Annotated in this window: 8 protein-coding genes; 3 read left to right on the forward strand and 5 right to left on the reverse strand. The window is 44.0% G+C overall.

Annotated features, from left to right (window positions below; all coding sequences use genetic code 11):
• Positions 1-192 precede the first annotated feature (192 nt).
• The gene (gene mngA, locus AB6F11_RS12520; protein WP_104216309.1) at positions 193-2,127 is read right to left on the reverse strand and encodes a PTS 2-O-a-mannosyl-D-glycerate transporter subunit IIABC; all 1,935 of its coding nucleotides are present in this window, start codon (positions 2,125-2,127) and stop codon (positions 193-195) included.
• Between the two features lie 317 nt (positions 2,128-2,444).
• Between mngA and AB6F11_RS12525 the strand changes: the two genes are divergently transcribed.
• From AB6F11_RS12525 to AB6F11_RS12535, 3 genes are all read left to right on the forward strand, one after another.
• Positions 2,445-3,161 (forward strand): GntR family transcriptional regulator, encoded by a 717-nt coding sequence (locus AB6F11_RS12525; protein WP_010430026.1) that lies wholly within the window; start codon positions 2,445-2,447, stop codon positions 3,159-3,161.
• Positions 3,162-3,393: 232 nt separating this feature from the next.
• Positions 3,394-4,290: a hypothetical protein gene (locus AB6F11_RS12530; protein WP_102393139.1), complete on the forward strand. Its 897-nt coding sequence runs from the start codon at positions 3,394-3,396 to the stop codon at positions 4,288-4,290.
• A 179-nt stretch (positions 4,291-4,469) separates the two neighbouring features.
• Complete coding sequence (locus AB6F11_RS12535) at positions 4,470-5,270, forward strand: YdiY family protein (RefSeq protein WP_017070594.1); 801 nt, start codon at positions 4,470-4,472, stop codon at positions 5,268-5,270.
• 85 nt (positions 5,271-5,355) lie between these two features.
• On the opposite strand, the gene AB6F11_RS12540 is transcribed toward AB6F11_RS12535, so the two are convergent.
• From AB6F11_RS12540 to AB6F11_RS12555, 4 genes are all read right to left on the reverse strand, one after another.
• The gene (locus AB6F11_RS12540; RefSeq protein WP_102393138.1) at positions 5,356-8,433 is read right to left on the reverse strand and encodes an efflux RND transporter permease subunit; all 3,078 of its coding nucleotides are present in this window, start codon (positions 8,431-8,433) and stop codon (positions 5,356-5,358) included.
• A complete protein-coding gene (locus AB6F11_RS12545) occupies positions 8,420-9,742 on the reverse strand; it encodes an efflux RND transporter periplasmic adaptor subunit (RefSeq protein WP_104216308.1) in 1,323 nt (440 codons plus the stop codon). Before AB6F11_RS12545 ends, AB6F11_RS12540 begins: the two co-directional genes overlap by 14 nt.
• A gap of 194 nt (positions 9,743-9,936) precedes the next feature.
• Positions 9,937-11,130: an outer membrane protein transport protein gene (locus AB6F11_RS12550; protein ID WP_104216307.1), complete on the reverse strand. Its 1,194-nt coding sequence runs from the start codon at positions 11,128-11,130 to the stop codon at positions 9,937-9,939.
• The gene (locus tag AB6F11_RS12555) at positions 11,120-13,351 is read right to left on the reverse strand and encodes a lipase (protein WP_104216306.1); all 2,232 of its coding nucleotides are present in this window, start codon (positions 13,349-13,351) and stop codon (positions 11,120-11,122) included. Before AB6F11_RS12555 ends, AB6F11_RS12550 begins: the two co-directional genes overlap by 11 nt.
• Positions 13,352-13,531: the final 180 nt, after the last annotated feature.

Consider the following 13,531-nt stretch of genomic DNA (forward strand, 5'->3'; position numbering starts at 1 on the left):
AACTCAAATACGACTAAATTAAAGTTTTTCAAGGGGTTAAAATTGGCTGCCACTAAATTTAGGGTGCAGAAAACCACGCCAAGAATCTGTGTGAATAAAACCGTTAGGAGCACAGGTATTTAGGACAGCCAGTTGTTTGTTATTTTTTATATATTGATTTCGCAGTGAGTTAGGAGCTAACTCAAAATTCAGTTAGTTCTGTGTTGCAGTACTTGCTTCAAACTTACCCTTTTTTACAGCATGACCACGCCACATCAGAAGAGTAACAGTTGAAATCACTGTGCCGACAATCGCAGCACCGAACCAGATTGCAGCAGCAGAGAATGCGCCCAAACCTGAATCGTGTAACAAGAAGATAGAGAAGATACCTGCGCCCGGAGTCGATAGACCAATACCTGCCGCGCCAACCATCGCACCTGTAACCACTGATCCTAGTAAGAATGAGCCGATTACACGGATTGGATCTTCAATCGCCATTGGGATTGCACCTTCGGTAATACCCGCTAGGCCAAGTAGCCATGTAGATTTACCGGTTTCAATCTCAAAGTCTTTGAATAGGCGTGGAGCAATCATGGTTGAAGCCGTTACGGTGAACGCTGATACCATTTTTACTGAACCAAAGATTGCGTATGGGCCATAAACACCGTTCGCCATTGCACCTAAACAGAATGCGTAAGCGGCTTTGTTTACCGGACCACCTAAGTCGAATGATACAAACAGACCAAGAATCGCACCCAATAACAGCGCATTGGTGCCTGACATACCGTTCAACCAATCCGTTAGACCTTGGTTTAGGAACGCTACAGGTTTACCGATAACAAATAGCATCAAGCTACCCGCTACCAAAGTACCAATCACAGGGTAAAGGTAGAAAGTAAGGAATCCGTTAAACGCAGGACCTAAGCGAACATGCTCTTTTACCCAACGCATCACATAACCAGCAATCAAACCACCAACAACACCGCCTAGGAAACCAGAGCCAATGATGTTTGCTGCAATACCTGCGGCAAAACCAGGGCCAAGTGCGGGCTTGTCTGCTAGTGAATAAGCTGTGTAAGCCGCCAGTACTGGCACCATCAATGTACCCAGTAGGCCGCCACCTAGTTTGCGATACATCCATAGCCAAGAATCTTTTGTTGCGTAAAGATCTTGCAGGTCAAAAATTTGTGCGATAAGAACAGCAACCGCAAGAACAGTACCACCAGCAACGATCAGAGGAACTGCGTAAGAAATACCAGAAAGCAGTGCTTGTTTAAGCTCAGTTTTCAGTGGCAACTTTTTAGGCTTGTTGTCAGTAGCCACTGTGCGTTCTGCACCATTACCTTTTTTCGACTCTTCAATCGCTTCATTAAGAATGCGCTCACCGTGTTTAATCGGTTCTGCAACTGGTGTTTCAACACGAGGAATGCCGTTAAAGCGCTCAGATTCTTTAATCGCAACTTCAGCAGCAAAAACACACGCCACAGCATTGTTAAGTTGTTCCGCAGTTAAGCGATCTTCAATACCGTTTGCGCCCTGCTTTTCAACATGAACCTTGTAGCCAAGCTTTTTTCCCGCTTTTTCTAGGTACTCAGCCGCCATATAGGTGTGAGCAATGCCTGCTGGGCAAGCAGTAACACATACAATTGTCGGCGCATTTGTATCTAAGTTGTCTTGTTTTTCTTCTTGTTGATTGTCGCCATCAAGAAGCGCAAAGATTTCTTCAGCGGTTGTCGCTTTTAATACAGCTTCGCGAACATCGTCATCAACCAATGTAGTTGTCAATGCAGTAAGCAGATGCATGTGGGTAGAACCCGCTTCTGCATTTGGAATCGCAATTAGGAAGATAAGATTTACATCTTCGTCTTCATCCAAGCCTTTCCATTTCATGTCTTCTTTAAGCGTTGCTACAGCGAAGCCAGCTTCTTTAACCGCGTCAGTCTTGCCATGCGGTACTGCTAAGCCTTCGCCAAGCGCTGTCGGGCCTTGCTCTTCACGAGCAAATACTGCATCAAGGTACTCTTGCTTGTTATGCAGTTTGCCTTGCTGATCCAGTTGGTCAGCAAGTGCGTAAATCGCTTCTTCTCGACTGCTAAACGTAGTTTGCAGATTTACGAGCGACTTATTCGTTAGAGTAGTAAGTTTCATAACCTTTGTCCCATAGTCACGGATTAGTACGACAGTCGTCCCTGTCGACGAGAAGAATAATACAACTTCAAGACATTTAATCCGTGATCACGATCTCATCAATACATATTTGTATTTAATTTGTATTTAAATCGTATTGGTAAATCCTTTAAGAAAGCTTGTTATGTATCGTTTAATTTGTATTATATGTACTACAAAACGCCGATACGACGCTCACACTAACCTTTAAAGCAAGGCTTATATAGAGCAAATTTACGTATTTAAGGTACAGGTTGTTAATCAAAGTCTAGTTGTCCTAGCGCACAAATGAGGCAAAAATGGCAAGACTCCCTATGTATCGCCAAATCGCCGATGCAATAAGAGAAAAGATCAGTTCTGGAGAATACAAAGTTGGTGAAGCACTCCCAACAGAAGCGCAATTGCGTGAAGTATTCTCGGTAAGCCGTGTAACGGTTAGGCAAGCACTGAAACTACTGATCGAAAACGATGAGCTTGAAAGCGTTCAAGGCAGCGGTACTTACGTCAAAGAGAACAAGATCAATTACGACATCTACAAACAGTCGAGCTTTCAAGAAAAGTGGGCGCATTTGGATGTGGTTACACACAGTGATGTTCTAGCCTTTGAAATGAAGCCCTGTTCTTTGGCGATGTCTGAACATCTAGATATTAAAGAAGGCGAATTAGTTTTCTACGTAAAGCGTGTTCGCTTCATAGACAACAATCCAATCACGGTTGAAGAAACTTGGTTACCTGTTGCCCTATTCCCAGATCTCACCTATCAAGTGATGCAGACATCAAAGTACGACTTTATTGAGAACACCAAAGGCATGGTGATTGATAGAAGTGAGCAAGAACTGGTGCCGATTCTTCCGCCTGAAGACGTTGCTAAACAGTTAGGGATTGACCCAACTCAGCCTATCATTGAAAAACGTACTCGAGGTTACCTCGCCAATAACACAGTGTTCGAGTACAGCCGTAACTACTTCACATCTAACGATTACCGATTTACTTTGGTCGCAAGACGCCAGAGATAATGCTCATCAGCAAGTTTCGATAGTAGCAAAATGACCAACACAGAGAGCGCCTTGCTCTCTGTGTTTCTGAGCAGTTATTTCAATCATAAACCCAACTTTCCTCCCCAAATATTCCTAAACCAATATCAAGTAACCTCACGAAAGATCATTCACATTCATTTAAATACTGTTCTGGCGCTTTGACCATAAACTAAGCGCCAAATTAAAAGAACAACAGTCGACAGGAATGTAGATGAATACCAAACAACTTGAGGACGCTGTAAGTGAAGTGAGCTTATTCAATCAGCACCTCCACTTAATCCAATCCGTGCATACCATTCCAACACCAAAAGTGAATTGGGAGTCGATTGCCATGGAACCTGCGCCTGCAATGCCAACAGTTCGCTTCGACCATAAAGTCAAAGCCATGGAAGCGCTTAATGAATACAAACCATACTGGCTAGATATACTGTTGGGTAACAAATCTAAGTTTCACACCCTCACAAACAATGTCGAGCTAGCAGCAGAGAAAGACATCGAACACTACAAAGCGGAATTTGTAGATTGGGTACAGAACTACAGTTACTGGGCAAAAGGCAATCAATTGTCGCAAGGCGTTTTGAATAACGATAGCCAAGCAAAGCTATCTGCCCTTTCTGAAGCTCAGCAGAACCCGATGAACGCGACAGTGGTCGACACTAAGCTGATAAACCACAACTTCAATACCTATAAAAATGGTCACCTGTTAGAAATCAACATTCAGGTTAATAAGCACAACGTGATCCCTAAAGATAAAAAGGTCTTATGCCAAGGCGAAGTAAAGTTAGAAACCTTGTCCCTTTCAGAAAGCAACGCCTTATATCGAGAGTACGTGTGCAGCTGTATTCTTAAATGTGCGCAGGACTCTTTCAATGTATTACCCGAAACAAGTGTCGTGATCAATGTTGAACAGGTTTCAGCAGACCATTCAAACGAAACCATTCTTTCGTGTCATATCGAAAAAGGGTTGTTGGAATTCTTATTGATTGAAGATGACAAGCCCTCTGAGATCCTTGAATTTTTTGTACATATTGAAGATTTCAACCCTCATAGGGGCAACGGGTTCTCTGCGATTAAAACCCTCTTTTCCCCTTTGCCTATCGCGTCGTAGCTCACTAAAACTTTCGATTCGATCACTGTCTACTCATCACGATTAACCCTTGGTTGGTCGTGTTAAATCAATTTATATACCTAACCATTATGTCGATAAACGCTATATCAAAAACTACATTCACATTAAGAAACACTGTTCTACACAAACGATATTTCAACCCGCTACCTTTAGCGGCGATGGTTCTGTCTTTTCAAGTATTCGCTGAAGAAACGGCACCGGTGGAAGAAGCTGTTGTTACAGAACAAGCCGAGGTTACTGAAGAACAATCCTTCGAAAATGAAGCAATTTTGAATGAAGAGTCAGAACAAGAAGACGAATCGCCTTTCACTACGTTAACCAAACTGGGTTTTATCTACTCTCAAAACACCAGTTCATCGTTGTCGATTAACTCAGGAATATCAGTAGGCTACAAAAAAGAAAACTGGGGGCAACGAGTACAGTTCGATACGTATTATACCGATGCCGAAAATGATGAAGATGGCACCAATCGCTATACCACCAACTATGGCATCAGCTATGACTTAAACGAAGTCACCTATTTGGTCGCAACAACTCGTTTTGAGCACGACCACTTTGGTACTTATCGAAAGCAGTTTATTACCGCAACAGGTTTAGGTCGCCACTTTTACGATACTGAACGAATTAAACTGCAGGGCTCTGCAGGCCCGGGTTATCGAATCAGTAAACGACAATCCTCCGATGAAGAGTTTCCGAATAAAGAGAACTATGAGCTGATCGTCAATGCGAGTGTTGATGGCTCACTAACGCTTACTGAAACCTTTTCTATGGGTGCAACCGCAAACATAGCCTACGGTGAAGAGAACACCAACTACAACCTCAAGGGCTATTTGAAGAACATCCTGATGGGCAATTTGGCACTCACGTTTGATACCGAATACATTTATAACACCACCGTTGCGTCAGACCAAAGTAACGCTGAAATCTACAGTTCAATGAATCTAAACTACGACTTTTAAAGATCCCTTCGATTCCTACCCCGTATACAAATAAGGCCCTCGTATGAGTGCCTTGAAGTATCTAGCTTAAATTTGAACGATCTCGCTATACTGATTTCGCTCTCAGTCGAGCCAGCACATCCATTTGCTTTAAGTTCGCCATACCGACATACGCGACAGGTACTAAAAACAATGAGAAGAACGTACCAGCAGATAAACCACCGACCAACACCAAACCAATATTGATACGGCCTAATGAGCCCGGACCATCTGCCAGTGCCAATGGCAATGAACCGAGGATCATCGTCAGTGAGGTCATCAAGATTGGACGTAACCTTGAACGTGCACTGCTGATCGCCGCTTCTTTCGCACTCGCGCCAGATTTGCGTTTCTCGTTGGCAAACTCCACCAGCAAAATACCGTGTTTGGTCACGAGACCAACCAGTGTCAGCAATCCTATCTTCGAGTAAATATTGAGGCTTTGACCAAATACCGAAAGCGTCAAAATCGCGCCCACAATACACAATGGAACCGTTAGCAAGATGATCATTGGGTCAACAAAGCTTTCAAACTGCGCCGCCAAGATCAAGAAGATGAAAATCAACGCCAATACGAACAGCACTTGTGCGCCCGCGGTTGAATCAACCAGGTCTTTAACTACGCCATTGAACTCGTAGCTCTGAGCAGGTTTCAACAGACTTGGTACCGTGTCATCAATGTATGCCTTCACGTCGCTCGCCGTATATCCGGGCATCAAGTCCGCGGTGATTTCAGCACTGTCTTTACCCATGAACGTCTTGAAATTAGATTCCGATGTCACTTGCTTGATTGATACAAACTGAGATAAAGGAAGCCTTTGACCCGACTGTGAATCCACGTACAGCTTATCGAGCACCTTGAAATCGCCAAGATCACTAAGATTTACTTGAACTTGAATTGGGTACGTATAGCCATCATCCGCTTGTAGATCTGCCGCTTTCACTGATCCTAAGAAAGTAGATAGCGCATTGGTGACATTACTGTAATCCACACCAGACAATACGATAGCATTGCGGTCAATCGACAAGTCATAACGCAATTGGTCACGCAACATCGAATTTTTAATGTTGGTCACGCCCTCATAACTCTCAAGCGCCTCCACCACCTCATTCGCCGTTTCCGACAATACGGTGGTATCACGGTTAACCGTCGTTAACTCTAGGATCATATTAGTGGCAATGTTCAAGTTATCAGCCGAGCGAACCTTGAAAGACATGCCATAAGCAGAGACCGAACTTTGCGCTTTAGCGATAAACTCGTTCACCAACTCATCAGCTGACTGGTCACGCTCGCCCCATGATTTCAATAAAACGTGATTGGTCGGAGTCCCTTCGATGTAAGATAAATTCGCTTCTACTGAATTATCACCTTTGAACACACTGTTGAGTTGCTCGTTGTTGTCTAGGTGATACTGACGTCCGACTCCTGTAGGAGGCGTTGAAGTGACCTCAACAAAACCAGTATCTTCCGTTGGAAGCAACACTTGAGGCATTGTCCAAACCGCCAAAGCAGATAGAGCAATCAATGCCAAGGCAATACCACTCATCAGTGTTTTACGCTCAAACCATTTGCTAAGTTCCTTGGTGTACAAGTCAGACAGAACATTCAGCTTCGCATCAACTTTTTTGTACCACCTTGCCGGCTTTGTAACTGGCTTCATTAAGTAAGCACACATCATGGGCGAGAGCGTTAAAGCCACAAACCCAGAGATGATCACTGCTGCTGCTAACGTGAAAGCAAATTGTCTAAATAGATCGGCGGTTAGGCCTGCCATCAAGCCAATTGGTAAGTAAACAACCGCCAAAGTTAGCGTCATCGCAATCACCGGGAAGACGATCTCTCGACACCCTTTAATTGCAGCGTTGAATGGGGTTTCACCCTCTTCGATATGACGGTAGCAGTTTTCAGCCACAACAATCGCATCATCAACCACCAAACCAATGGCGAGAATGATAGCGAGAATCGTCAGTACGTTGATACTAAACCCAAGTAAATGCATGACGGCAAATACGCCTATCACACACACCGGGATGGTGATGATCGGAATTGAAGCGACTCGAAAAGAGCCAAGGAATAGAACCACCACTGCTGAAACCAAAACAATCGCTTCAACTAAAGTCATGAAGCCTTCATCAATTGCAGCTTTAATGAAATCCGCTTGGTTGTAGACCATCTTCATCTCAATGCCTTCTGGCAACTGAGGCTGAATCACATCGATTTGTTTCTTAACTTTATTCGCTACTGTGGCTGGGTTTTCACTTTTTAGCGGTAACACCTGAATCGACATTGCTAAGTTGTCATCGACTCGAAGAATACTCGGGGTTAAGCTTTCTTCTCCCATTTTAACTTCTGCAATATCGCCGACACGAATGATCTTGCCGTCATCAACACGGACCACCAAGTCTCGTACATCATCAACACTGGTCACTTGATTGACTGGGTTGATTGAGAAATCTCTTACCTGCCCCTTGATGGTACCTGCGGTAAACGTTGCATTGTATGAACTTAATGTACCTACCACGTCTGATGCGCTCATATTGAGCGCCATCATACGATCCGGTTGCAACCAAACTCGCACCGCTTTTTCGCTGCCACCATACGGTCCCCAAATGCCACCCACACCTTGAATATGCTTAAATTGAGGCACTACTTGCTGGCTAATGTAGTCGTACATATTTTGCTTAGACATCTTGCCAGTATTCACAAACGTGATGATGTTACTCGGCATACTGGTGTCAGAAGAGTCATCCGTGACCGTTGGCTTATCCGTCATGCTCGGCGGGAAATCACCAATCGCTTCGACGCTGCTGCGCAGGTTGTTCATCAAGCTGGTGTATTCGACATCATTAATGTCATCTTCAAAGATGATTTTTAGATTACACGAGCCCTCCTGACAGTCCGTCGTCATGGTTTTCACGCTGTCGAGGCCCGTTGCTGCGGTAATAAGCTTATCTGCCACATTGCGTGACATGAACTCAGCGCTCGCGCCGTTGATCGCCGCGGTTACAGTCGCCGACGGTGTTTTATGTTCTGGGAAATATTGGATCGAGAGCTTTTGAAATGACAGTAGGCCAAATAAGACAATTGCGATACTCAGAACTGATGCAAATACAGGGTGCTTAATACAAATCTCAGGAAGCTTCATTCAGATTCTCCTTCGTTACAGCTTCCTTGCTTAGTGTGTCCTTACTGTGAGTTTCGCACGATGAATCCTCAACAGTCGCACGGGTCTCTGCTTGCTCGCTGTTTTCCTTGATCGCTTCGTCTACACCTTTCGATGCTTCCGTCCAATCAACCGAGGGTTCAATCGGATGTGGTTCATCCACCTGCGTTACGGTCTTTTCTACTTTAGGTTCAGCGATCTGTTGAGCGTTCTCTTTGCTTGTCGGTTCAGTTACTAGCTCAACGGTTTTCTGCTCAGCATTTGGGTTCATGACCTTAACTAACGACGCTTTCTTGAGGTTCTGTTGTCCCGTCACAACGACGTTATCGCCAAGCTTCAAGCCTTTCTCTACTACAACGTAACCATCGTTAGTATTCACACCTAATTCGACAATGCGTTGATCGATCTTTTCACCATTCACGACCCACACAAAGCGCTCTGCATCTTTTGCTTGAACGGAATTTTGGGAAACTACCATTTGAGTCGTGTCTTCGCTCGTCATTTGGCTTACTTTGGCAAACATACCTGGAACCAAGCGATGGTCTGGGTTGGTTACGTGCGCGTGTACTTCTACACGGCCTGAACTCTCGTCCACCGCAGGGGCAATGTAATCCACTACGCCAGAAAAGGCTTCATCGACAAAAGCATCAACTTGGATGGAAACGTTCTGTCCAAGCTGCGCGTTACCTAAATCCGACTGTCCAATTGAATACTGAACTTCGACAGGATCGAGTTTGATCAAGCTCACCAACGCGGTTGCACTATCAATCTTACTGCCCACTGAGTGGGTAAAGTTGGTTAACTGCCCATCAAATGGCGCAACCAACAAATAGTCATTCATTAGCGCTTCTTTCTGACGGAAATCAGCCGCTGCTAGATTCGCCTGTTCGCCCAGTTCTTCAACATCTTGTTGAGACATAGAGTCAGGCTGTTTCTTTAGTAATTCTTGTACTCGCTTTAATTTCGACTTTGCTAGCGCTAGAGAGCTTCTTGCTTTATCTAAATCGGCTTTCGCTTTGGTATTGTCCAATTGAGCAATCAGTTCGCCTTTTTTAACTGAATCTCCATCTTTGAAATGGATGTTGAGAATTTTGTCGGAGGCACTGAATGTTAATGCTGCAGAATCCGTTGCCCTGATTTTGCCAACCTCGTTGATTGAAGATATGAATGCTTGTTTGTGCGCTTTTTCGATAGTCACAGGAATTAAGTTTGAGTCTTGGGCAAACGATGGAGAGATATGTAAGGCAAACAGTGCCAAACAGATTGTTTTACTAAGCTTTGTAAATTTCATTTTTAATAACCATAACCGTTGAATTCGTCTGAATTAAAACGTTTTTCTAAGCAGCTATTTCTTACTTAATGAGCTTCCAGCTATTTAAATAATACTAAAACAGCTAATAATGAGAAAAGGGCTCAACTCACTGTCGAGCCCTGCAATTTTTATATGATTCCTAAATTTTTACGTTCTGAACTCCAAAGTAAAAGTTAAAAACGATGCTGATACTGAACACCGAGCAAGAGAGCATCGGCAGTCACATCAGCAGTTATATTGGAACTCGTTCCTGGGATCGTCGTCAGGCTTTCGTCAATACCTTGTGATTCTCCGATGATAAATCCGACACCAATGTCCACAGAACTGGCAGCCGTGAAGTTATATGTCCCTCCGACCGTGAGCCAATGACGGTTAACATCAGGAATTGATAACGATGTAAGTTCATCAGTTGGGGAAATGTCGTACATATAACCCGCTCGTAGAACGATGTCTTTCGACATGGTGTACGTACCACCGACAGAAACATGCCCTGCATCTTTCCATTGATATTCTTTGATCGAGTCGTCATAAGAGTTAGATGTTAGCGAGTCAAATTCAGACCAGTTCACCCACTGCAGGCTGTAGTGAAAAGCCCACTGTTCGTTGAGCTGGTGCCAACCGGAAAACTCTAGAGTGTCAGGTAACGGGACATTCATCTTGTCGGCAGGGACACCACCTTTAGTAATGTCACCTTCCACTTCGATATCTGGGCTGTAACGGTAAGTAATACCAAACTTGTTATGTTCATTGACTTGATAGGTCGCACCAACGTTAGCCCCCAAAACGAAACCGTCTGCATCTACGTTTAACAAGTTTTGGCGGTATATTTCGCCCTCACCGTAAATAACATCTAGCCCTATGCCCAAATTATTTTTTTTAGACAACTCGTAAGCCACAGCGAAACCCACATTGATACTGGAAAGCGCCGTTTTTCCTCCAAACTCATCAGCTTCGAACGAGTTATCAAATTCAACGTCAGTACCGAAATTGGAGTGAACCGTTACACCTAATGTGAACTTCGAATCTTCGATAGAATGAACATAATGAATGTTTGGAACTAATGTCCCTGCGTCTAATGATTGGTCATCCAACATTTCAGTATCACCAATCATTGGCGTGTAGCTAACATTAGACACATCAATACCACTATCGACATAGATAGCACCTACAGAAAGTGTTGGTTGCTCGATGTAAGCCATCGCAGCGCTGTTCTTAGCCACAATTGCCGCACTATCGGCCATAACAGCATCACCCGCGAATGCACGACCTAACCCTGTTACGGACTGTGCGTTAAGTTGAAAACCGGCCGCGTTAATCAGGCAAGGAACAAGAGCAACTGCAGTGCCCAAAAAAAGTTTATTCTTCATTTTGAGGCACCTCTGTTTCGATATGATCTTCGTTATTAATGACAACAAGCGAACCGTCAGTCATCACCATCGAAGCAACGGCAATTTGTTGAGTGTCCACCGCTTCACGAACGTCTGACATGTTTTCACCTGGTGTGCCCGGTAAGCCATTTTCATCAACGGGACCTTCATAGGGGAACAGATACGTACCATGCCCGCCGGTTGTGGTTCGTACTGCTCCACGCTTTTCATTAATATTTTCTGATGTGCCTGTTATTGGGTCTAAGCCAAGCGCAGTAATCAGTGGTTCAGTACCAGTACGAATGTTACCTGGCGCGGTATTGGGAATTACGCTATCTGGGACATAATCAACACCAACGTCACAAGTCTCCCCGCAATCTCCAACGGCAGCTAACAAAAGAGTTGGTTGCTCAGCAGCGACTTGGCGAGAGATAAAGCTCGCAGGGTCAGCACTATCAATTGTTGCTTGGACCCCTTGTTTAAGGTCTGTCACAACCAAATCGAAGATGTCATCCTCTAGCTGACTAACAAGCAGCGCGTTATCTGTTGAAAGTGCGACAAAATCACGAAGCGCTTCAATGCACTGCTGATTCGTTGCTTCTGTTGTACATGTATCTGGTATCACCGTTTCAGCAATGCCGCGCTGAACATCTGGGGATTTCTTAACCCCTTCTGACATTTCAGGGCCTAAGGTTTGAGAAGACAGAACCAAGTTGGTTAGCCCCTGCCCCGGAACAACAAAGTTCACCGTATTGAATTCAAAATTAGGATTAGTATCCGAGAGAAAATCAGGGCTTGCTTGACTAAACTCACTCACCATTACCGACATGATCCCACCCAACGATTGTCCGATTAGATGAACGTTATTGTTATCAACCCAACCTTCTTGGCTCAACGCATAGCGTAGACCCAGAAAATCAGAAACAGACTGCTGGAGGTTAGAACGAAGCGCTAAAGGGGAATCAATATTGATGAAGAAGGCTTTGTTTGCTCGGGCACTAATTTCCACGTGCTCAGGGCTTGAGTCATAACGTATCCGCTCACCGTGATATGGCATATCGATCGTAACCACGGCATAACCTTTATCAGTATATTCCGCAGCCATTAAAGAAGCAGTGCCGCGCTCTGCTGTAACACCATGAATAAAAATAACGACAGGTAACTCTATAAAACTATTCCAGTTAAACTCTTTTGGTACGTATATATCTGCCGTCACCTCAAGGTCTTCTGTCTTTTGAGGCATTGGATTCTCCGCAGTTGGAAAACTACCGGAAGTGTTGGTAATCCATTCATACAGTGGTGGGCAATTTTCTTTCGGGTCAAATTCATCGACGATACATTCCGCCTCCCTCTCTTTTGTAAAAGGTAAGTACGACGGAATTTTTAGCACTTTTGTATACAGGTTATATCCCCGCTTTTCCTCTACAATTACAGGCTCTTCTTGGGTGAATGAACTACCATATTGCAGATGGTTTCTTTTCATTGCATCTAGCGACGAATACGAACTCTGTGTTTTAAACTGCGCAGCATAAACGGGAATACCTTTCTCTGGATATAACGCATAATATGATTCAATAGCACTCAGTACTTGATCTTGAAGGACTTCTTCTTTTTCGTTATTTAATGGGACGTCTGAATAAATCAACTCATCAAAACTGGCATCTGCTTTTAAAGGCTCATTAAATTCAGTTTTTACCCCGTCAGTAACAACGATCGAATAAGTCGTCCCCTCTTTTAATCCTGATTCGCACTGAATAATTATATTGGAACCATCGGCCGATATTTGAGTGTCAACTTCATCACCTGTTATTTCATCAATTAATACAACATTCCCGGCTAAGGTTTCGTTATTGAGTGGATAACGTTTATCAGAATTAACACTTTTTAGAGGAATCAAAATCGGTTCTGCACAAAGTCCCCAACCGTCTAGGGCTGCGTATGAGTTGTTGTAGTCCTGATAATACGCGTCGTTAGTCGATGACATTACGACAACGTCTTCACCGACACCGGATATTGTTCCATCCTCGTCATACCCATAACCATCGTTCGGTTTTGGTAATTCATTAATGTTGTAGGGAACCAATATCAATACGGCATCTTGAGCCGAGTCTTCAGACTGACAGCCGAGTAAGGCAAGCGTAATTAGTCCACATATATACGGCTTATTGAAATCTTTCAAAACAGCTCCTTCGTAGCTTTCGCATTTAACTGGTGTGGTCATGCGATTTATCGTTATTTGAATTGCCGATTGAGTCGGAGGTAAGCTCGACTTTTATTCGTAGAGAGCAAGGCAACACAGAGTTGGAATGACACGTTGATAAAACTACGTAAGAAATTTGAGCAGTTAACCCACACCCACTAAATCAGCGTCACCCGTTAATGATCTAATAGCGACTGGCGG

The organism is Vibrio sp. 10N.247.311.14, assembly GCF_041467715.1.
Classification (GTDB): Bacteria; Pseudomonadota; Gammaproteobacteria; order Enterobacterales; family Vibrionaceae; genus Vibrio; species Vibrio crassostreae_C.